Source organism: Corallococcus silvisoli (genome assembly GCF_009909145.1).
Lineage (GTDB): Bacteria > Myxococcota > Myxococcia > Myxococcales > Myxococcaceae > Corallococcus > Corallococcus silvisoli.
The window spans coordinates 235,863-255,941 of record NZ_JAAAPJ010000014.1 but is presented as its reverse complement, the minus strand read 5'-3'; the positions used below and the strand labels follow the sequence as shown (position 1 = coordinate 255,941).

At 71.6% G+C, this 20,079-nt stretch carries 17 protein-coding genes; 10 read left to right on the top strand and 7 right to left on the bottom strand.

Features of this window, described 5'->3' with window-relative positions; all coding sequences use genetic code 11:
- Positions 1-63 precede the first annotated feature (63 nt).
- The 3 genes from GTY96_RS27150 (at position 64) to GTY96_RS27140 (ending at position 4,021) form a co-directional block, all read left to right on the top strand.
- Positions 64-1,065 (top strand): site-2 protease family protein, encoded by a 1,002-nt coding sequence (locus GTY96_RS27150; protein WP_143902830.1) that lies wholly within the window; start codon positions 64-66, stop codon positions 1,063-1,065.
- Positions 1,062-1,871: a hypothetical protein gene (locus GTY96_RS27145; RefSeq protein WP_143902828.1), complete on the top strand. Its 810-nt coding sequence runs from the start codon at positions 1,062-1,064 to the stop codon at positions 1,869-1,871. Before GTY96_RS27150 ends, GTY96_RS27145 begins: the two co-directional genes overlap by 4 nt.
- Positions 1,872-2,023: 152 nt before the next feature.
- A complete protein-coding gene (locus tag GTY96_RS27140; protein WP_143902826.1) occupies positions 2,024-4,021 on the top strand; it encodes an ATP-dependent DNA helicase in 1,998 nt (665 codons plus the stop codon).
- On the opposite strand, the gene GTY96_RS27135 is transcribed toward GTY96_RS27140, so the two are convergent.
- The 5 genes from GTY96_RS27135 to GTY96_RS27115 all read right to left on the bottom strand — a co-directional run bounded on the left by GTY96_RS27135 (position 3,975) and on the right by GTY96_RS27115 (position 10,704).
- Positions 3,975-6,155, bottom strand: coding sequence for a TonB-dependent receptor (locus GTY96_RS27135; RefSeq protein ID WP_235685893.1), 2,181 nt, complete (start codon positions 6,153-6,155; stop codon positions 3,975-3,977). The two genes, GTY96_RS27140 and GTY96_RS27135, sit on opposite strands and share 47 nt — an antisense overlap.
- Positions 6,156-6,316: 161 nt before the next feature.
- Complete coding sequence (locus GTY96_RS27130) at positions 6,317-6,736, bottom strand: DUF5684 domain-containing protein (RefSeq protein WP_143902824.1); 420 nt, start codon at positions 6,734-6,736, stop codon at positions 6,317-6,319.
- Positions 6,737-6,856: 120 nt separating this feature from the next.
- Positions 6,857-7,963 carry a type IV pilus twitching motility protein PilT gene (locus GTY96_RS27125; protein ID WP_143902822.1) on the bottom strand — a complete coding sequence of 369 codons (1,107 nt, stop codon included), beginning with the start codon at positions 7,961-7,963 and terminating at the stop codon, positions 6,857-6,859.
- A 1-nt stretch (position 7,964) separates the two neighbouring features.
- Entirely contained in the window at positions 7,965-9,911 is a 1,947-nt protein-coding gene (locus tag GTY96_RS27120; RefSeq protein ID WP_161666270.1) for a type IV pilus twitching motility protein PilT, read from the bottom strand.
- A 253-nt stretch (positions 9,912-10,164) separates the two neighbouring features.
- The gene (locus GTY96_RS27115) at positions 10,165-10,704 is read right to left on the bottom strand and encodes a GNAT family N-acetyltransferase (RefSeq protein WP_120605084.1); all 540 of its coding nucleotides are present in this window, start codon (positions 10,702-10,704) and stop codon (positions 10,165-10,167) included.
- A gap of 269 nt (positions 10,705-10,973) precedes the next feature.
- On the opposite strand from GTY96_RS27115, the gene GTY96_RS27110 reads away from it, so the two are divergent.
- From GTY96_RS27110 to GTY96_RS27100, 3 genes are all read left to right on the top strand, one after another.
- The gene (locus tag GTY96_RS27110) at positions 10,974-11,693 is read left to right on the top strand and encodes a GTP-binding protein (RefSeq protein WP_143902820.1); all 720 of its coding nucleotides are present in this window, start codon (positions 10,974-10,976) and stop codon (positions 11,691-11,693) included.
- Positions 11,690-13,186 (top strand): ATP-binding protein, encoded by a 1,497-nt coding sequence (locus GTY96_RS27105; RefSeq protein ID WP_143902818.1) that lies wholly within the window; start codon positions 11,690-11,692, stop codon positions 13,184-13,186. The genes GTY96_RS27110 and GTY96_RS27105 overlap by 4 nt, the downstream gene beginning before the upstream one ends.
- Before the next feature lie 207 nt (positions 13,187-13,393).
- Entirely contained in the window at positions 13,394-13,642 is a 249-nt protein-coding gene (locus GTY96_RS27100) for a hypothetical protein (RefSeq protein WP_161666241.1), read from the top strand.
- Here the strand turns inward: GTY96_RS27100 and GTY96_RS27095 are convergent.
- Together GTY96_RS27095 and GTY96_RS27090 are read right to left on the bottom strand one after the other, a co-directional pair.
- Positions 13,639-14,982 (bottom strand): MgtC/SapB family protein, encoded by a 1,344-nt coding sequence (locus tag GTY96_RS27095; protein ID WP_143902815.1) that lies wholly within the window; start codon positions 14,980-14,982, stop codon positions 13,639-13,641. The two genes, GTY96_RS27100 and GTY96_RS27095, sit on opposite strands and share 4 nt — an antisense overlap.
- 466 nt (positions 14,983-15,448) lie before the next feature.
- Positions 15,449-16,555 (bottom strand): aquaporin, encoded by a 1,107-nt coding sequence (locus GTY96_RS27090; RefSeq protein WP_143902813.1) that lies wholly within the window; start codon positions 16,553-16,555, stop codon positions 15,449-15,451.
- 161 nt (positions 16,556-16,716) lie between these two features.
- Between GTY96_RS27090 and thiL the strand changes: the two genes are divergently transcribed.
- The 4 genes from thiL (at position 16,717) to GTY96_RS27070 (ending at position 20,035) form a co-directional block, all read left to right on the top strand.
- Positions 16,717-17,679 carry a thiamine-phosphate kinase gene (gene thiL, locus GTY96_RS27085; protein ID WP_161666240.1) on the top strand — a complete coding sequence of 321 codons (963 nt, stop codon included), beginning with the start codon at positions 16,717-16,719 and terminating at the stop codon, positions 17,677-17,679.
- A gap of 64 nt (positions 17,680-17,743) precedes the next feature.
- Positions 17,744-19,117, top strand: coding sequence for a methyl-accepting chemotaxis protein (locus tag GTY96_RS27080; protein ID WP_143902810.1), 1,374 nt, complete (start codon positions 17,744-17,746; stop codon positions 19,115-19,117).
- 55 nt (positions 19,118-19,172) lie between these two features.
- The gene (locus GTY96_RS27075) at positions 19,173-19,595 is read left to right on the top strand and encodes a chemotaxis protein CheW (RefSeq protein WP_143902808.1); all 423 of its coding nucleotides are present in this window, start codon (positions 19,173-19,175) and stop codon (positions 19,593-19,595) included.
- A gap of 71 nt (positions 19,596-19,666) precedes the next feature.
- Entirely contained in the window at positions 19,667-20,035 is a 369-nt protein-coding gene (locus GTY96_RS27070) for a response regulator (protein WP_014400067.1), read from the top strand.
- The last annotated feature ends 44 nt before the right edge of the window (positions 20,036-20,079 follow it).

Sequence of the window (20,079 nt, the reverse complement as noted above, 5' to 3'; positions counted from 1 at the left end):
ATTTCATCCGCTCGGTGACCTGGGACCGGTCGCCCCTCTTGCGGACGTGAGGCATCTTCGCGCATGCACCCGGTTTCCCTTCCACGTCCCACCCCGCCCCGCGTCTGGCTGCACCTGCTGTTGTTCGCGGTGACGCTGGGGACGACGTTCCTCGCCTACCTGCTGCTCTTCGGCCGTTCGTTCCCTTTCAGCGAAGGGGGGCTGTTGCCGGAGGACCGGACGCAGGCGCTGGCCTTCAGCGTGTCGCTGCTCTCCATCCTGGGCTCGCATGAGATGGGGCACTACGTGCTCGCGCGGTGGCACCGGGTGGACACGTCCCTGCCGTACTTCATCCCGCTGCCGGTGCCCGGGAGCCTGGGCACGCTGGGCGCGGTCATCCGGCTGCGAGGGCGCATCCCCACGCGCAACGCGCTGGTGGACATTGGCGCCGCGGGGCCGCTGGCGGGCCTGGTGGTGGCGCTGCCGCTGCTCTACTGGGGGCTGCTGCACTCCACGGTGGTGGATTCGCCGCCGGTGCCGTCCTCGTTCCCGGGGGACTCGTCGCTCTGGGTCCTGGGGCAGAACCTGCTCCACTGGGTCGCGGAGAAAGTGACCCAGGCGCCCGCCGCGGCGCCGGCCACCTTCACCCAGCACCAGACGGTGTTTGGCGACAACCTCATCATGAAGGCGCTGACGTGGCTGGCCCTGGGCCCGGTGCCGGAGGGCAAGGACGTCGTGGTGCACCCGGTGGTGATCGCCTCGTGGTTCGGCCTGCTGGTGACGCTGCTCAACCTGCTGCCGGTGGGCCAGCTGGACGGGGGGCACCTGACGTTCGCGGTGCTGGGGCCCCGCGCGCGCACGCTGGGCCAGGGCGTGGCGCTGGTGCTGCTCTTCCTCACGGTCTTCGTCACCGCGTCCTGGGGCCTGTGGCTGGTGGTGGCGAGCAAGGTCGTGGGCTTCGGCCACCCGGAGGTGGTCCAGCCAGAGGAGCCCCTGAGCCCCCTGCGCAAGCTCATCTGCGCGCTGTGCCTGCTGGCGCTCATCGGTTGCGCGATGCCCATCCCCCTGCGAGAGGTGTGGTCATGAAGTACCAGTGCGAAGGGTGCGAGCGGCTGGTCCTGGTGGAGTCCTTCCACCTCGAGGACGGCCGGCTCGCCGTGACCTGCCGGATGTGCGGCGCGAAGACGTTCGCGGGCGCGTCCACGTCCCAGCTGGCTCCCGCCGTGCCTGCGTCGGCCCCGGGAGCGTCCGTGGTGGCCCAGGACGCGCCGCCCCGCGTGGAAGAGCCGGGGCCGCGTGGGGGCGAGAGCGCCGCGGTGGCGGTGTCCGCCCCGGAGGACTTCGTGCGCTCCGCTCCCGCTCGGGCCAGCGTCGCCACGCTGAGGGTGGTGCGCTCCGACGCGCCGTCCGGCGACGTGCGTGCCCTGGACGGGGACCCCTTCCAGGCGCCCGCGGGTCATTGTCCGAAGTGCGTGGCGCCGATGCGAGAGGGGGCGGAGGCCTGCGCGCAGTGCGGGCTGGTCTACGCCAACTTCATCCCGGACGAGCAACAGCCCTCCGAGGCGCTGGCCACCGGGTGGCGCGCGCTGATGGACACCTGGGCTGACTGGGACGCGCATGACCGGCTGCTGTCCCTGGCGATGGGGCGGGGAGAGCTGGCCATGGTGGGCCGGCTGTATCGCCTGCGGCTCGCCCGGGCGCCGGACGACGCGCAGGCGCTGCGAGGACGGGATGAGGTGGTGCGCCGGGTGACTTCCGCGGTGCCGCTCGCCTCCGACGGGCCGTCGCCGGAGCTCGCCCGGAAGGTGAAGAACATGGTGATGGGCGCCGTGCTGCTGGTGGCCCTGGTGATGGTGCTGGTGCTCTTCCAGATCCTGCGCGGTTCGTTCTAGGGCCACGGGCCCTCCGCGAGCGCTGGCCGGCCCGCTTCCCGGGCGGGCGGGAGCGGCGGTCTCCCGGCGATGTCCGGGAACGCGCGGGGGGCTCCCGGCGCTGTTATCCTGCGGGGCCCTCTTCCCCGCGTCCTCCTGCCCCGAACCGCCGCATGTCCGCGCCCGCGCCCCGTCCTCTCTCTGTCGACAGCTTGCTGGGCCCTGGCGGCGCGCTGGAGGAGGCGCTGCCCGCGTACGAGCACCGCCCGGAGCAGCTCCAGATGGCGCGCGCCGTGGAGCGGGCCTTCTCCGAGGGCAGCTACCTGCTGGCGGAGGCCGGCACGGGCACGGGCAAGACGCTGGCCTACCTGGTGCCCGCGCTCCTGGCGGGCCGCAAGGTGGTGGTGTCCACGGCCACGAAGACGCTGCAGGACCAGGTGTTCTTCAAGGACCTGCCGCTGCTCAGCGAGAAGCTGGGCCTGCGCTTCGAGGCGGCCTACCTCAAGGGCCGGGGCAACTACCTGTGCCTGCACCGCTACGAGTCCTTCGAGAAGGACCCGCAGTTCGTCTCGCGCGACGAGGCGAAGCAGTGGCCGCTGCTCAAGAAGTGGGTGACGCAGACGGAGACGGGGGACCGGGCGGAGCTGGACCTGCCGGAGTCGTTCGCCGCGTGGTCCCGGCTGTCCACCACGTCGGAGACGTGCCTGGGGTCGCGCTGCTCGCAGTACGAGACGTGCTTCGTCACCCGGATGCGCAAGCGCGCGGAGGCCGCGGACCTGCTGGTGGTGAACCACCACCTGTTCTTCGCGGACCTGGCGCTGCGCAGCTCCGGCAAGCGCACGGAGGGCGTGCTGCCCTTCTACGACGCCGTCATCTTCGATGAGGCGCACGCGCTGGAGGACGCGGCCAGCGGCCACTTCGGGTGCAGCGTGTCCAACTACCGGCTGGAGGAGCTGTCGCGCGACGCGGTGGCGGCCCTGCCGGCGAAGGATGAGCGGCACGCGACGCTCTCCGCGCTGGCCCAGCGGGTGCGCTCGCACGCGGACGCGCTGTTCCTCCAGACGCCGCGCGCGCTGGGCATGTCCAACCAGGAGTCCACCGTGGCGCTGCGCCCGGAGACGATGGGCAAGCTGTCCGGCGCGCTGGAGCAGGTGCGCGAAGGCCTGGCCGCGCTGGCGTCGTTCGCGGGCAGCGAGCGCGAGCCGGAGCTGGCCGCCATCCACCGCCGCGCGGAGGAGATGGGGGAGCAGCTCTCCTTCCTGGAGAAGGCGGAGTCCGCGGACCATGTGTACTGGGCGGAGGCGCGGGGCAAGGGCCTGTTCCTGCGCGCGAGCCCCATCGACGTGGCGAAGGAGCTGCGCGACCGGCTCTACGGCGCGCTGGACACGGTGGTGTTCACGTCCGCGACGCTCGCGGCGGACAGCCGCTTCGACTTCTTCGCCAAGCGCATGGGCATGTACGACGACGAGGGCCAGCCCGTGACGCGCGTGCGCACGCTGGCGGTGCCCAGCCCGTTCGACTTCCCGCGCCAGTCCGCGCTGTACCTGCCCACGCACCTGCCGGACCCCAGCGCCCCGGGCTTCATCGAGGCGGCCGCGGAGGAGATTATCCAGCTGTGCGAAGTGACGGGCGGGCGCGCGTTCGTGCTCTTCACGTCCCTGCGCAACATGGTGCGCGCCTACGAGCTGACGGCCACGCGGCTGCCCTACCAGGCGCTGCTCCAGGGGGAGCGGCCCAAGCAGCAGCTGCTGGATGCCTTCCGCCAGACGCCCAGCGTGCTCTTCGCCGCGCACAGCTTCTGGGAGGGCGTGGACGTGCCAGGAGACGCGCTGAGCCTGGTCATCATCGACCGGCTCCCGTTCGCGTCACCGGGAGATCCGCTGGTGGCCGCGCGCATCCGGCAGATCCAGGCGCGCGGCGAGGAGCCGTTCGACCAGTACCAGCTGCCGCAGGCGGCGCTGGCGCTGCGCCAGGGCTTCGGGCGGCTCATCCGCACGCAGGCGGACCGGGGCATCGTGGCGATGCTGGACCGCCGCATCGTGACCAAGGGCTACGGCCGGGTGTTCCTCTCCAGCCTGCCGCCCGCGCGGCGGATGGAGGACACGACGGAGCTGAGCCGCTGGTTCAACGGCCCGGTGCGGCCGGTGCCCCCCGTGCGCTCGATTCGCTGAGCACGTCGCGCAGGCGCAGGCCCACGCGCGCCTGGAACGGCGGGGCCAGCGTGTCCACGCCCGCGCGGCCCGCGAGGTACTGGCGGTCGAAGAGGTTCTCCACCGCGCCGAAGGCGTCCACCTTCCAGAAGAGGTGGCGGCTCACGGACACGTCCACGACGGCGGCGCCGCCCATGCCGCGCGTGTTGAGGTCGTCCTCGTACTGCGGGCCGAACACGCGCAATTGCGCGGTGACGGAGACGATGGACGGGGCGTCGAAGGTGACGGCGAGCGAGCCGCGATGCCGTGGGTCCTGTGGCAGCTGGCGACCCACGAGGTCGGGCTGGCCGGGCGCCTTCGTGACGACGGGGTCCACGAAGGTGTAGGCGGCCAGGGCCGTCCACTGTCGCGACAGCCGCCAGTCCACGCCCAGCTCCACGCCGCGCACGCGGGCCCGGCCCAGGTTCTGCCGCTGGCGGGTCGTTCCGTCGGGCAGGGGTTCGGCGAGCGTGACGTTGGTGACGGGGCTGTCGAGCACGTTCCAGAAGCCGGTGACGCGGCCGGTGAGGCCGCGCGGACCGGTGGCCTCCACGCCGGCTTCGGTGCCCCAGAGGCGTTCGGCGCCCAGGTCGGGGTTGGCCGCGGTGAGCACGGTGCCCACCTGGAAGGGGCGGTAGAGCTCATTGAGCGTCGGGGCGCGGAAGGCGCGGTAGGCGGAGGCGCGCAGCGTGAGCCAGTCCACCGGGAGGAGGCGCGCGGCGAGCCGGGGGCTCAGCTGCCGGGCGGTGCGGGGCGCGAAGTCGGTCGTGCGGGAGGAGCCATTGGCGAAGCTTTCGAGCAGCACGCCGTCGCGGTTCCTCCACGTGTCCCAGCGCAGCGTGCCGGCCAGCTCCAGCGCGGACGACACGGTGTAGAGGTCCTGCACGAAGAGGCCGCCGGAGCGCTGCGTGCCCCGCGTGTCGCGCGAGTAGAGCGTCGTGGGGGTGTAGGCCGGAGGGAAGAGCAGCTCGTCCGCGCGGCCTGCCGACCGGCGCGCATCCACCCCGGCGGCGAGCACGTGCGTTCCGCCCAGCGTCATCGCCGGTCCGGTCCAGACGAGCGACCCTCCCTGGTCGTTGGCGGGCACGTCCTGGAACGCGGAGCGGACCTCCAGGCGCCGGTTCGCGCTGATGCGGGCGCGGTCCTGGGCGAAGTGCTGGGTGCGGCCGAAGAGGCCCAGCGCGAAGGTGCCCGCGCCGTCCGTGCGCAGGCGCGCGTCGCCAGCGAACCAGGCGAGGTCCACGCTGGCGACGGTGGAGCGGGTGCCTCCGTTCTGCGTCTCGCGGAACACGCCCGCGCGGGCGGACAGGGAGAGGCTGTCGGTGGCCTCCGCCTCCACGCGGGCCTGGGCGCTGACGTGGCGGGACGGGGTGTCGCCGTCGATGGGGCCTCGCTGGTTCGCGGGGACGATGCGGTAGCCCTCGCTGGTGAGGCCCTCGACCTCCAGCGAGGCGCCCACGCGGCCCCACCGGTCCGCCACGCGCCCGGCGGCGAAGCCCGTGCCCAGGTTGCCCACGGACAGGTCGGCATCGAGCACGGGGCCCGTGATGGGCCGTGAGAGCAGCTGCACCACTCCACCCAACGCGGCGCTGCCGTAGAGCGCGGAGCCGCCGGTGGGAACGACCTCGATGCGCTCCAGTCCCAGCCGGGGCAGGGCCCGCCAGAACACCCAGCCGCCGTAGGGGTCGTTGAACGGGAGCCCGTCCAGGAGCACCAGTCCCCGCGCCACGCCGGACGGCGCGAGGCCGCGGAGGTTGAGCCCCTGGGCGGTGGGGTCCGCGACCAGGGACGGCGTGCGGCGGAACGTGGCCGCGGAGGGCAGCGTGCGCACGAGCGCGTCCTGCGTGAGCGTGGGGCTGCGCTCCAGCTCCGCGCGCGGAATCACCACCGTGGTGGCGGGCACGTCGCGGAGCGGGCGCGGCAGGCGCGTCGCGGTGACCACGGTCTGCGTCTCCGGCGCGCTCGGGGCTTCGGCTGGCGCCGCCCTGGGCGCGTCTCGCGGGCCTTCGGGCAGGTCCCCGTCCACGCCCTGCGCGGAGGCCACCGCGCAGAGCATCCACGTCACTCCGAGGCAGGCCCGGAGGCGCTGGAGCGAAGGGCTGAGCAGACGGGACATGGCGCGCGGTCCAGGCATCGCGTCCCGCTCTACTGGATGTCGGACTTCCGGGCGAGTCATGACATCCCCCCACGAAACACGAACGGCGGTGAAGTGCCCGGAAAGGCCCCCCACCGCCGCCGTTCACGCCCCGGACCCGAAGGCCCGGTCCCGCGTGGGAACTACGCCGCGGACATGCCGCCCGAGGCGGCGGCCGGGCCCTGGTACTGCGCGTCGCCGAAACCGAGGATGGCGTAGAAGATGGGGCCGAGCAGCGCCAGGCCGATGCCGAAGCCGGTGCCCTTGCCGAACGACTTCGCCATGTCGATGCCGATGATGAACAGCGCGATGATGTTCACGCAGGGCAGGATCGCCAGCACCACCCACCACGCCGGACGGCCGACGATCTTCGTCATCACGTAGATGTTGTAGAAGGGGACGATGGCCGCCCACCCGGGCTCGCCGGCCTTGGTGAACGTCTTCCAGATCCCCGCGATCGCCAGACCGATGACCGCCAGATAGATGATCCAGAACAACGGCCCCGGGCCCGCCGACTGGTGCTCCTGCATCTGCTGCATCATCTGAAGCTGCTGCTCGTCCATGAAGTACTTCCCCCTCGGAAGTGTGGGGCGCGGCAGTGGGCCGGCCCCGGTTCAGTCCCGAACAATTCGCGAAGTAGGGGGGCGAAAGCAAATCCCTTCACCCGGGGGCCGGGCGCGCACTCACGCCTTCAGTGTCTCTGGCACCACCCAGTCCGGCTTCAGCCGCTGGATGACCTTCACGAAATTCTCTTTGTCCTGGGCTTTCTCCAGAGCGGCGTCGGGGACGATGACGTCGTCCTTCACCAGCCGCTCCAGGTGCATGTCCAGGGTCTGCATGCCCTGGCCCTGGCCGGCCTGCATCTTGGATGCGATTTGAAACACCTTGCCCTCGCGGATCATCGCGGCGATGGCGGCCCCGCCCACCAGGATCTCCAGCGCTGCGACGCGGCCCTTGCCGTCCGCGGTCTTGATGAGCTGCTGGGCGACGATGCCCGCCAGGGACTCGGCGAGCATGCCGCGCACCTGGCCCTGCTCGTCCGCGGGGAAGGCGTTGATGATGCGGTCGATGGTCGCGGGCGCGCTGTTGGTGTGCACCGTGGCGAAGACGAGCACGCCGAAGCTGGCCAGCTGGAGCGCCAGCTTCATCGTCTCGTTGGTGCGCAGCTCGCCGATGAGGATGACGTTGGGGTCCTCGCGGCCGGCGGAGCGGATGGCGGTGGCGAAGCTGGAGGCGTGCGGGCCCACCTCGCGGTGGGTGACCTGGGACTTGAGCGATTCGTGCACGAACTCCACCGGGTCCTCGATGGTGAGCACGTGCGACGGGCGCGTCTTGTTGATGTGGTTGATCATCCCCGCGAGCGTCGTGGACTTGCCGGAGCCCGTGGGGCCCGTCACCAGCACCAGCCCGCTGCGGCGGTCCGCCAGCTTGCGCACCACGTCCGGCGTCTTCAGGTCCTCCAGCGACAGCACCTTGCTGGGGATGGTGCGGAAGACCGCGCCGATGCCGGTCATCTTGTAGAAGTAGTTCGCGCGGAAGCGGGCCTTGGTGCCGTAGCCATAGGCGAAGTCCAGGTCCAGCTCCTCGGTGATCTGCCGCTTCTGCTCCGGCGAGCAGATCTCGAAGAGCAGCGCCTCCAGCTCCTCGGAGGTCAGGGGCTCGTCCCTCAAGGGCACCAGCTCGCCGCGGATGCGGCCCAGGGGCGGGTAGCCCACGCCCAGGTGCAGGTCGCTGCCCTTTCGGTCGAGCAGCACGTCGAACCAGGTGGCGATGCGGGGGGTGTCCGTCATGTCAGGCGCCCTTCTTGCCAAGCAGTGAGCCCACCTTGGACAGCATCCGCGCGCCCTCCTGGGGCGAGGCGGGCGGGGGCACGGTCGCGGCGCCGGGCCGCTTGCCCGTCACCATGGCCTCGATTTCGTCCGGGTTCTCCGCGAAGCCCTTCACGGTCTCCAGCGTCGCCTTGCCCGAGCGCGCCAGGTCCGACAGCGAGTCCTCGAAGCGGATGATGCCCAGGGACTTGCCGCGCTGCTGGAGCGAGGGGATCTGGTAGGTCTTGTTGTCGCGGATGAGGTTGCCCAGGGCCACGGAGCCGGTGAGGACCTCGGCGGCGGCGACCATGGACTTGCCATCCGCGGAGGGCATCAGCCGCTGGCTGACGATGAGGCGCAGGCCGCTGGAGAGCGACAGCCGCACCTGCTGCTGATCCCCGGGCGGGAAGAGGTCGATGAGCCGGTCGATGGTCTTCGCCGCGCTGGGCGTGTTCATGGTGCTGATGAGCAGGTGGCCTGTCTCGCTGGCCGCGAGCGCCATGCGCACCGTCTCCGTGTCGCGCAGCTCGCCCACGACGATGACGTCCGGGTCCTCGCGGAGGCTGCCCTTGAGGGCGCTGGCGAAGGTGCGCGTGCTGGTGCCCACCTCGCGCTGGCTGATGAGGGCGCGCTTGCGCGGGTGCACGTACTCCACCGGATCCTCCACGGTGAGCACGTGATGCGTCGTCTCGCGGTTGATGATGTCCACCAGCGCCGCGAGCGTGCTCGTCTTGCCGTGGCCGGAGGGGCCCGTGAGCACGATGAGGCCCTGGTGGTGGTGCGTCGCCTTGGCGATGTCCGGGGGCAGCCCCAGGGACTCCAGGGTGGGGATCTCCCGGGAGATGACGCGGAAGGTGCCCTTGAGGCCCGTGCGCTGGCGGCCCACGTTGACGCGGAAGCGCCCGGTGTCCTCGGAGTCCAGCGCGAAGTCCACGCTGCCGTCGCGCTCCAGCACCGGCCGCAGGCGCTCCGGGATGATGGGCAGCAGCAACCGCTCCACCATCTCCGGGGACAGGGGCGTGTCCTGCGGCTGCAACTCACCCGCGAGCCGCATCAGCGGCGGCCGTCCAGCCACCACGTGCAGGTCGCTGGCGAGCATGCTGCGCGCCTGCTCCAGCAGCACGGCCAGGTCGCGGCCCGGCGCGGCGGCCGTGCGCGAGATGGGGATGACCCGCGAAGGAACCGGGGTGGAGGCCGCGCCCGTGTGGCCCGGTGCCGCGTGCACGGAGGATGCGCCTGCATGGCCCGTGTGGCCCGGTGCCGCGTGCACGGACGCCGAGACCGAATGACCCGCCGCGCCGGAGTGCGCTGACGCCGCGCCCGAGTGGCCTGTCGTACCGGGGTGAGCTGACGCCGCGCCTGCATGGGTGGACGCCGCGTGAGCCGAGGCCGCCCCCGCGTAGGCGGACGTCGCGTGAGCCGAGGCCGCCCCCGCGTAGGCGCCCGCCTGAGCGGCCATCCCTCGCGCGGCGGTGGCGCTTCCCGCGGATCCGCGTCCTGGGTCCGCCGCCCCAGGCCCACCGGCCTGGACGGCGCGAGCCATCGCCTCGGCCGGAGCCGACACCGCCGGCATTCCCCCATAGGGCGTCCGCGTGGGTGCTGCCACCGGAGCCGACGCCGCGGGCACCCCCGCGTAGGGCGTCCGCGTGGGCGCGGCGGCAGCCGGGGCGGCGGCCGCTGCCTGCGCCGGGGCCGCCTGCGCAGCGCCCTCCGCGCCGCGCGTGAGGCGCACGTTCATCAGGTCGCCCCGGCGCACCGCCGCGATGGAGATCGCCCCCAGGCCGGTGGCATTCACCGTCCATTGCACGGGCGTCTCGGCCACCGTGGACGCGCGCGCCATGCCCACCATGGCCTGGAGCGCCTTCACGAGGTCGTCGGTGGAAAGGGCGCCGGGATCCACGGGCTCGTAGCCGGTGGCGCCGCGCACCATCGGAGGACGACCGCTGGCCAGGGCCAGCTCGGTGATTCCGGGACGTGACAGGTGACGCAGCAGCTCTGCGAGCGGTTTCATGCAGGGGGTGGGTGCCACCGCTGCCGTGGCGTCAGGCCCGGCGGGGTGGAACGCCCCGAGGATAGTCGACCGCGACGTTCCAGGTCATCGGGCCCGCCCCGCAAAGCGCGACGGGAGCGGCCGTGTGAGGGCCCCTCCCGTCGGGAACAACCTGCTGTGTGGGGCTGGCGGACTAGAGTTCGCGCGACATCAGGAGCCGCAGCTTGCCGGACTTCTTGGAGACCACCGTGGCCACCGTGGTGAAGCCCGCCTTGCGGTAGAAGCCCACCGCCGGCGCGTTCGCCGGATCCACGCGCAGCGCGATGGTCTTGCGGTACATGTCGCGGGCCGCGTCCAGCGCCTTGTCGAGCAGCATCGCGCCCACGCCGTGGCGCCGCAGCTCCGGCTTCACCACGATGTTGCGCAGGTAGGCGGCGCCCGGCACCGGGCCGTCACGCTCCACCGTCACGTAGCCCACGACCTGGTTCTGGATCCGCGCCACGTGCAGGAAGGGCTTGAGCTGGGTGAGCGCCTTGAGGCTCTCTTCCTGGCTCTCTCCGCGTCCCTTCCAGGGTTCGGAGTTGGCGCGCAAGGCCGACACCGTGGTCAGGTCCTCGTCGGTGGGCGGACCGAACTTGACCCCGTTCACCAGATCATTCGGAAGGGTCGCCCCCTCCAGCACCGGCGTGGGGGCCGCCACCTCGACGCCTGGGTCCACCTGCTTCATCGTCATCGCCTTGCTCCTCCGTCGCGTCCGCGATCCTAACCGGTCCCCCCTTACCCATGCACGCGATCATTCCGCGCGCATTGTCCTCTTTTCCGTGTGGGGAGACGTCCTCCTCCTGGCGAGGAGCAGGAACTTGTCGGAACGTCACACGCAAGCGCGTCATTCCGTGAGGGAACGTCCTGCCCTGCCGTCTGGTGTGCGACCGGCCTTCCGCGCGGGACGTGAGCCCATTATAAAACGCCTGTCCGGGTCCCCCTCGGTCCGAGTCCTCCCCCTTGCAACTGAACCACGCACAGCGCGAGCTGACGCTCAAGATCGTCTATTACGGCCCCGGGTTGAGCGGGAAGACGACCAACTTGCGCAAGCTGCACGCGCGAGCGCGGGCGGACGTGCGAGGGCGCCTCCTGTCGGTGGACACGCACGACGACCGGACGCTGTTCTTCGACCTGCTGCCGGTCTTCTTCTCCACCTCCACGGGCTTCAAGGTGAAGGTGAAGCTCTTCACCGTGCCCGGGCAGGTCATCCACAACGCCACGCGGCGGGTGGTGCTCCAGGGCGCGGACGCGGTGGTCTTCATCGCGGACAGCCGCCGCGACGCGGCCCCGGAGAACAACGCCTACTGGCGCAACCTGCAGGAGAACCTGCGGGAGATGGAGCTGGACCCGCAGCAGGTGCCGGTGGTCATCCAGTTCAACAAGCGGGACCTGCCGGACAGCCTGACGGACGCGGAGCTGGCGGAGGTCCAGCGCCGGGGGAGCCAGCCGGTGGTGGGCTCCGTCGCGGTGCGGGGCGAGGGCGTGGTGGAGACCTTCCACGCCGTGGCCCAGGCGGCCTGGCGCGCGCTGGAGCTGCGGGCCCAGCTGTCGCGCAACGTGGGGCTCAGTGAAGACGAGTTCCTGGGGCAGATCTTCCGCCACATCGACCTGAGCGGCACGGCGCTGGAGGGGCGTTACAGCCCGCCGCCCGGCATCCGGGAGAGCGGGAGGGCGCCATGAGCGGCCCATCGAGCGGAGGCCCCCGGAACGCCGCGGGCTCGCCCCGGCGTGAGTCCGCGCTCCAGCGGCGGCTGTCGCTCGGGGACCTGTTGGACCTGCCGTCCTTCACGGAGGTGGTGAAGGGCTTCAGCGACCTGTACCGCGTGGGCATCAAGGTGCTGGACACGCGCGGCAACAAGCTGGCGGACGTGAAGGTGGGCCACGGCGACTTCTGCGCCTACGTCTTCTCCTTCCCGGACGGGCGCCAGGCGTGCACCGCCATGGTGGGCCGGGTGAAGGACGGCCCCGTGCTGCCGGAGGCCGGCGGACGGGTGGCGGACGGCGACACCTCCGAGGCGTCGGGCCTCATCGCGCTCACGTGCTTCACCGGCCTGCGCTACGTGGTGATGCCGGTGCGCTGGGACGGCGACCTGCTGGGCCGGGTCATCCTGGGGCCCTTCACGCCAGAGGAGCTGGCGGACTTCCCGGCCACGCTCACCGGCATCCAGGGCCTGGACCTGGAGCGGGCGCAGGAGCTCCTGGGCCGCGTGCGCCGCGTGCCGGAGCGCACCGCCGCGCAGGTGCTGGGCCACTTCGGTCAGGTGCTGGGCGCGCTCGTGGCCAGCGGGCAGAAGGCGTACCTGGCCACGCACCTGCACCTGGAGTCCACGCTGGAGGTGCACCGCGAACTGGAGGCGCAGAACGCGCGGCTGCTCCAGGCGAACGCGCGGCTCAAGGAGCTGGACCGGCTGAAGTCCACCTTCCTGGGCACGGTGAGCCACGAGCTGCGGACGCCGCTCGCGTCCATCCTCGGGTATTCGGAGATGATGGCGGAGGGGCTGGCGGGGCCGCTCAACCCGGAGCAGCTCCAGTACGTGCGCACCATCGTGGAGAAGGGCGAAACGCTCCTCTCGATGATCTCCTCGCTCCTGGACCTGAGCCAGATTGAGGCGGGCCGCCTGCGCCTGTCCATGGCGCCAGTGGACCCCGGCTACGTCATCCAGACGGCGGTCTCCAGCGTGCTGCCGCAAGCGCAGCGCAAGGGCCTGGAGCTGGAGGTCCGGCTGCCCCACACGCCGCAGCCCCGGCTGGCCGGCGACCTGGACAAGCTCCGGCAGGTGGTGGTGAACCTGCTGGCCAACGCGGTGAAGTTCACGCCCGCGGGCGGCCGGGTGAAGGTGACGCTGTCGGACGCGGCGATGCAGCAGGAGCTGGGCGTGCCCGGCTATCGCATCAGCGTGGAGGACACCGGCGTGGGCATCCGCGCCGAGGAGTTCGAGCGCATCTTCCAGAGCTTCTACCAGGTGGACGGCAGCTCCACGCGCGAGTTCGGCGGCGCGGGGCTGGGCCTGGCCATCGTGAAGAGCCTGGTGGAGGGCCACGGCGGCCGCGTGCGGGTGGAGAGCGAGTTCGGCCACGGCTCGCGCTTCATCGTCCAGCTGCCCCTGCACCCGCCCATGCAGGACCGCGGGCTGACCGCCGCGCCGCCCATGCCGGAGCCGGACCGCTTCTAAAGGCAGACGCCCGGCCCGGAGGTGTGGGCGGCGGTGCGTTCGCACGCCGCGTCCATCCGCCACGTCCGCCGAAGGTCCAGCGCCATGGAGTTGGCGTGCGTCTGGAATTTTATGGGTTTTGCAGGAATTTACTGTGTTGTTTTGATTTATGCTTTGGGGTCGGATGGTCTGTCTTTCGTCGTCCAATCCCCAGGCATGGCGTTCCAGATGAAGACGTTGTCGAACCGCGCGTTCGGCGCGGCTGTGTTTGCTATTGCCGGGCTGACCGTGGGCTGTGGCGGCGCTCCGGAGGACATGACGGCACCCGAGGGCGAGGCCCCGGGTGGGACGCCCATCGCCCAGGTGTACACGGGGCAGGCCATCGACGTGTATGGGGTGAGCGGCGCCTGGTTCTATGCCTATCACCCGGCGTCGGGTCTGTTTGGCTACACGCTGAGCACCTACGACTGCAGCTAGTCCGCGGTGGACTGTCCGGGGGTGTGGGGCTTGAGCAGCCCCGCGCCGCCGGCGTCGGGAGGCATGAACGACGGCAGGTGCGTCTGGACGAGCGCGCCCACGAGCCCCAGCAGCATCACGACGCCCAGGGCGCGGCCCAGTCGGAGCGTGAGGGAGCGCTGCTCGGACACGCGCGCCACCAGGATGAAGTTGATGGCGGCGCTGGCGAGCGACGCGATGATGGCGCCCACTCCGGCCGTCGTGGGGGAGATGGTCCCGTTGGCGCACAGGGACGCGGCGGAGGCCACCGCGGACGCGCTGGACACCAGTCCGCCCACGGCGCTCACCGCGTAGAAGCCCCAGCGGCCCAGCAGCGTCTGTCCCACCGTGCCCACGACCTGGAGCGCGAGGAAGATGAGGCCGAACTTCAGCGCGGACGGCAGGGAGAAGGGCGACTTCAGGGGCAGGGCGGGCGGCTCGGCGCCGGGGGTGGCCTCCACCCGCGAGCGCATCAGCGCCAGCCCCGTGCTGGACAGGAGGATGAGCACCAGCGGGATGGCGGAGTCCACGAGCGCGCGGAAGGACAGCAGGCCCAGCAGGACGGCGTTGCGCAGCGCCATGGCGGCGGTGGCCAGCATCACGCCCCGGTAGGCCACGTCCAGCAGGCGCCCGGAGGTCTCGCGCACGCGGTTGGCCAGCTCCGCCACGGTGACGGTGCTGTTGACGAGCCCGCCCAGGAACCCCGTCACCTCCACGCCGTGCGTCCCGAACACCTTCCACAGCAGGTAGTTCACGAAGCCGATGGCCGCGATGAGGATGACCGTCACCCACGCGGCGCGCGGCTCGATGAGGCCCCACGGGTCCACCGGCTGCGAGGGCAGCACCGGGTAGATGGCGAAGGCGAGGATGGCCAGCAGGATGGCGGAGCGCAGCTCCTCGGCGGTGATCTTGTGGCTGAAGGTGGCCATCCGCTCCTTCCACGCGAGCAGGCCCGCGGTCGTCACGCCCACCGCCGCGGGCGTCACCGTGTGGCCCAGGCCGCACAGCACGCCGGTGAAGCCCGTGACGAGCAGCGCGGCGGACGTCGTCAGCTCCGCGCCGCCGTTGGCGCGCAGGGACTGCCAGTTGAGGAAGCACAGCAGCACGCCCAGGAGCGCGAGGCTGAGCAGCGCGAAATTCGGGCCCAAGAGACCGCCCATGCCACCCAGCAGCGCCGCGAAGCCGAACGTGCGCAGGCCTGCTTCCTTGCCGCGCCACTCCCGCTCCAGCCCGACGAACAGCCCCACCGCGAGCGCGAGCGTCAAGCGCATCAGCGTCTGCAACGGGGGCCAGGAGACGACAGGGGGAAGACCTTCCATCATGCGTGAAACCTCTCTGCTGCTGTCATGCTCGCCCGTCGCCCCGTCGTCAACGCCGCACCCCGTCACTCCTGCGTGGACCGTTGCGCGGCACCTCCCGCGTCCCATTCCGTGAGTGGCTGCGTCCGCGCCCCAGGGAAGGAGCGTCCCCGCGTCGTGACGCCGCGTCCGCGCGTGGAGGTGCCCCGGAGCCATGGAGGGCCCGTCCGCGAAGGGAGATGCCGTCGCTCCGGCTTGTCGGAGCACCCGGTGTCATGGAATGCATCCGCAGGGGGACACCGCTCCGGCTCGCCGAAGCATCCGGTGCCAAGGAGGGCGTCCGCGAAGGGCGATGCCGTCGCTCCGGCTTGTCGGAGCACCCGGTGCCATGAAGAGCATCCGCGCAGAGTGGTGCCGCCGCTCCGGCTCGTCGATTCCCCCCTCGTCAGCGGGACCAGAGGTGCGAGCCGGGATGTCCGCTTCGGCCACCTCAGGTCAGCGCGCGGGGGCCTTCGGGGGCGGCTCCGCTCACGACGTGCAGCCGCTCCCAGCCCTGTCGCGCGAGGAGCTGATGCACCTTGGGACGCAACGCCGCCTGCAGCGCCTTCGCGCCAGCCTCGTCCTTCAGTGACAGCGCGGGCAGCGACCAGCGCTCGCGCACCCGGGCGTCCATGCCCGGCGCCTGACCCGCGACCTCGATGAGGACATAGTGGGACGCGGGCACCCCCCGGTCGCGCGTGGGCGCGGCGCGCAGGTGGGCCTCCTCCATCAGCGCGTCCACCGCCCCGGGCGGCCCCATGTCGTCCCGCGCCGGGGGCGGCGACACCACCGCGCGCGCCCGCTCCGGGTGCGCCAGCGAGTTGAAGAGCGCGGCGGCCAGGTGCGCGGGACCTGCCTCCGCGCACTCGAAGACGACCGTCTCCACGGCCTGGGGCTCGGGCCGGGGCGCGCCGCCCAGCAGCCAGCGGAACAGGAACACCGCCAGCGCCGCGCCCAGGAGCTGCGCGGCGACGAAGGACTCCACCTCCCACGGGCTCATCACGCCCACGTGGGCGCTCGCCGCGCGCGCCAGCACCAGCGCCGGGTTGGCCAGCGAGCGCGAATCGGTGAACCACACCGTCGCGGCCACGTACCCCGCGATGGCCAGCGGCGTCGCGGATGGGCGCGTGCGCACGCAGCCGCGCACCACCACCAGCAACCCGAAGGTCGCCACCATCTCCGTGAGGAACCGGGCCCCGTCCGCCACGGGCAGCTTCGCGGTGAGCAGCAGCGGCTCATTGCACATGCGGTGCGCGACGAGCCGCCCCACCAGGCTGCCGGACAGCTGCGCCAGCGCGTACAGCGGCACCTCGCGCCAGGGCGTGTGGTCCCCCAGCGCGTCAGCGAACGTGAGCGCCGGGTTGAGGTGCGCGCCCGACAGCGGCCTCAGCACCCACAGCAGGCACGCCAGCACCGCGCCGCACGACAGGGACATGAAGAGGCGTCCCTCGGTGGCGCTCGCGCCCAGGTGCTCCGCGACGTGGTGCGAGCCCTCCAGCGCCACCACCACCAGCCCGCAGCCCAGCGCCTCCGTCACGAGCCGGCGGCGAAGGTCCATGGGTGTGGAGGAGGAATGCACCTCCGTTCCTATGCCTGGGTGGTCTGACACCGTCAACGCCGAGGGCACGCGCCCCGCTCACGGGTCCGGTGGCCGACGCTGGGCCGCGCGGCGCGCGGGGACGTTGCGTCACCTGGCACGGCGTGGTCTCTGTGCCGCCCATGCCCGGTGAGTTCGACCTCATCCAACGCTTCCTCGCCTGCTTTCCGCGCGCCCGGGTGCCGGTGGGACCCGGGGACGATTGCGCCGTGCTCGCTCCGTCGAAGGGCGCGCTGTGCGTCACCACCGACGCGGTGGTGGAGGACGTGCACTTCACCCGCGCGACGTTCTCGCCCGCGGACATCGGCCACAAGGCGCTCGCGGTGAACCTGTCGGACCTGGCCGCCATGGGCGCCGTGCCCCGCTGGTTCGTCTGCGCGCTCGCGCTGCCCCGGGACTTCCCGCCTCGCGAGCTGTCCGCGCTCGGCCGGGGCATGGCCGCGCTCGCGAAGGCGCACCGCATCGCGCTCGTGGGCGGCAACTTCACCTCCGCGCGCGAGGTGTCCGTCACCCTCACCGTCACCGGCGAGCTGCCCCACCCACCCCTCCTCCGCTCGGGGGCTCGGCCCGGGGACCTGCTCTACGTCTCCGGCACGCTGGGCGACGCGCGCCTGGGCCTCCAGCTGCTCCAGGCCGGCGTCCGGCGGGGCGCGGCCGTGAGGCGCCAGCGCCGCCCCGAGCCCCGCGTCGCCCTGGGACAGGTCGCCGCGCGGTTCGCCTCCGCCGGGATGGACGTGTCGGATGGGCTGGCCCAGGACCTGGGGCACCTGTGCGCCGCGTCCCGGGTGGGCGTGGTGCTGGAGCTGGACCGGCTGCCCCTGTCCCCCGCCGTGCGCTCGGCCCTGGGGCCTGAAGGGGCGCTCCAGGGCGGGGAGGACTACGAGCTGCTCCTGGCCGTTCCCCCTCCGCGCGTGCAGGCGTTCGAGCGGGCGTGTGCCCGCGCCGGGCAGGCGGTGACGCGCGTCGGGGTGCTCACCCGGGAGCGCGCGTGGCGCATCCGTGACGCCGAAGGACGCCCGCGGGTGACTCCCCCGGGATTCGATCACTTCGCCCGGTCAGGCAAGCAGATCCGGCCGGATGATTGACCCGTACCGGACAGCAAGGCTAAACCCCTGGGCTGTTTTCCGCCCCTCCCGCTGAAAGCACTCCGTGCGCCGCCCCCTTCGCGACGACCCATCCTCTGGCCTCACCCCCCGACGCGAGCCCGTGCAGCGCCTGCTGCGCGCCGTCGAGGGCCCCAAGGCGGTCCGCGAGCAGTCCCTGCACCGGAAGATCACCACCGGGTACATCCTGCTGGGCCTGCTGCTGGGCACCTGGCTGCTCTGCACGGAGAACCTCTTCGACACGTCCTGGGGCCACTGGAGCTCCGTCATCCGGGTGAGCGTGGGCGTGCTCATCACCTTCGGCGGCGCGGCGTTCCTGCCGTCCCTGCTGGCGCGCGTCACCCGCGTGAAGGTGCTCAGCCGCTCCGCGTTCGAGATCTCCCAGGGCGACCTGTCCAAGCCCGTGGCCGCGGAGGTGCACAGCACCCGCGACGAAATCGACGAGCTGACGGGCGCCATCTCCCGCATGCAGGAGAACCTGCGCGAGCTGGTGGGCAAGATCCAGGACACCGCCAAGAGCGTGGCGGACACGGCCATCGACCTGCAGCGGTCGGCGGAGAACGTCAACGGGTCCACGGAGGAAGTGGGCTCGTCGATGGAGAAGATCGCCAGCGGCGCGGAGACCCAGTCGCAGCTCGTCTCCCAGGCCTCCAAGGTCATCACGGAGATGGCCGGCAGCATCCAGCGCACGGCGGCGAGCGCGCTGGACGCGGCCCGCACGTCCGCGGAGACCAGCAGCAGCGCGGAGGACGGCTCCAAGGCGGCGCGGCTCGCGGGCGACAAGGTGAAGAAGGTCTTCAACCGCATCGAGTCCGCCAGCCAGCAGGTCTTCGCCTTCGGCGAGAAGACGCAGGAGATCTCCAAGATCGTCGACGCCATCACCCAGGTGGCCCAGCAGACGAACCTCCTGGCCCTCAACGCCACCATCGAGGCGGCGCGCGCGGGCGAGTACGGCCGCGGCTTCGCGGTGGTGGCGGACGAGGTGCGCAAGCTGGCGGAGAGCGCGGGCCGCTCCGCGGAGCAGATCTCCCGCCTGGCGCGCGACATCTCCGGTCAGTCCACCTCCGTCGTCAGCGCCATGAAGGAAGGCATCGCGGAGCTGGCGGAGGGCCGTGAGGACCTCACCGACATCATGCGCTCCATGGGCGCCATCACCGACACCGCGCGCAAGGGCGCGGAGAAGGTGACGCTCATCTCCGACAGCACCCGCGAGCAGATGAAGGGCAGCGAGGAGATGGTGAAGGCCATCGAGGAAATCAAGCTCGTGGCGAAGAACAACGCCAGCTCCACGGAGGCCATCCAGGCCGTCATCCAGGAGCAGACGGCCGCGGTGTCGCGGATGACGTCGCTGGCGAGCGAGCTGACCAACCTCTCCGTGGAGCTGCAGAGCGTGGTGCGCAGCTTCCGCCTGGGGCCCTGAGCGCCCCTTCTTCCACCCCGCGCCTGCGCCGCGTTCCGGCACAAGGGCCTCCACCGTGCGGCACGTCATCTTCCGGGTCGAGAAGGAACGCTACGGGTTGCCCTTGTCGGCGGTCCGGGAGGTCGTCGTGCCTCCGGAGCGCTACACCCGTGTTCCACGCGCCCCCTCCGCCATCACCGGCGTGATGAACCTGCGGGGCCGGGTGGTGACCGTGGTGGAGCTACGGCAGCTTTTGCACCTGCCTGAAGGTCCCACGCCGCTGTGCCGCGTCGTGCTACTGGACCGGGGTCGCAGGGACTTGGGGCTCCTGGTGACGGACGTGGACGGCATCGAGGCGGTGGAGCGCGTCAGCGCCGCGCCGGGCAAGGCCATGCCCGCGGTTCGCGGCGTTGCCCGCCTGGGCGGTCTGGGAGTGACCGTGCTGGATCCGGAAGGACTTGATGCGGCGGTCGTTGCCTTGTTCACTCCCTCCAAGTGAGTAGCCCCCTGGAAACGGCCGGTGATAGGGTGCGCTCCCTCTAGGCCTGAAACGGAGGCGGAGTTCTTCACATGGCTAAGCGGGTGCTGGTCGTCGACGACGCCATCTTCATGCGCAACATGATCAAGGACATCTTTGCGTCTGGAGGGTTCGAGGTCGTCGGTGAGGCGGCCAACGGCCTGGAGGCCGTGGAGAAGTTCAAGGAGTTGAAGCCGGACCTCACGACGATGGACATCGTGATGCCCTTCAAGAGCGGCATTGAAGCGACGCGGGAAATCATCAAGGCCGACAGCAGCGCGGTCGTCATCATGTGTTCGGCGCTCGGGCAGGAGAGCCTGGTGATGGAGGCCATCGAGGCGGGCGCCTCGGACTTCATCGTCAAGCCGTTCCGGGCGGAGGACGTGCTGGCGGTCGTCAAGAAGGTGCTGGGAGAGGCTTGAGCGGTGCATGAGGCCGCGCCCGCCCGGGTCGCGGCCTCATCCGC

Coding starts and splice junctions, on each gene's coding strand:
- GTY96_RS27150 (WP_143902830.1), top strand. CDS start 64: ATGCACCCGGTTTCCCTTCCACGTCCCACCCCGCCCCGCGTCTGGCTG.
- GTY96_RS27145 (WP_143902828.1), top strand. CDS start 1,062: ATGAAGTACCAGTGCGAAGGGTGCGAGCGGCTGGTCCTGGTGGAGTCC.
- GTY96_RS27140 (WP_143902826.1), top strand. CDS start 2,024: ATGTCCGCGCCCGCGCCCCGTCCTCTCTCTGTCGACAGCTTGCTGGGC.
- GTY96_RS27135 (WP_235685893.1), bottom strand. CDS start 6,155: ATGTCCCGTCTGCTCAGCCCTTCGCTCCAGCGCCTCCGGGCCTGCCTC.
- GTY96_RS27130 (WP_143902824.1), bottom strand. CDS start 6,736: ATGGACGAGCAGCAGCTTCAGATGATGCAGCAGATGCAGGAGCACCAG.
- GTY96_RS27125 (WP_143902822.1), bottom strand. CDS start 7,963: ATGACGGACACCCCCCGCATCGCCACCTGGTTCGACGTGCTGCTCGAC.
- GTY96_RS27120 (WP_161666270.1), bottom strand. CDS start 9,911: ATGGTGCGCGGCGCCACCGGCTACGAGCCCGTGGATCCCGGCGCCCTT.
- GTY96_RS27115 (WP_120605084.1), bottom strand. CDS start 10,704: ATGACGATGAAGCAGGTGGACCCAGGCGTCGAGGTGGCGGCCCCCACG.
- GTY96_RS27105 (WP_143902818.1), top strand. CDS start 11,690: ATGAGCGGCCCATCGAGCGGAGGCCCCCGGAACGCCGCGGGCTCGCCC.
- GTY96_RS27100 (WP_161666241.1), top strand. CDS start 13,394: ATGAAGACGTTGTCGAACCGCGCGTTCGGCGCGGCTGTGTTTGCTATT.
- GTY96_RS27095 (WP_143902815.1), bottom strand. CDS start 14,982: ATGATGGAAGGTCTTCCCCCTGTCGTCTCCTGGCCCCCGTTGCAGACG.
- GTY96_RS27090 (WP_143902813.1), bottom strand. CDS start 16,555: ATGGACCTTCGCCGCCGGCTCGTGACGGAGGCGCTGGGCTGCGGGCTG.
- thiL (WP_161666240.1), top strand. CDS start 16,717: ATGCCCGGTGAGTTCGACCTCATCCAACGCTTCCTCGCCTGCTTTCCG.
- GTY96_RS27070 (WP_014400067.1), top strand. CDS start 19,667: ATGGCTAAGCGGGTGCTGGTCGTCGACGACGCCATCTTCATGCGCAAC.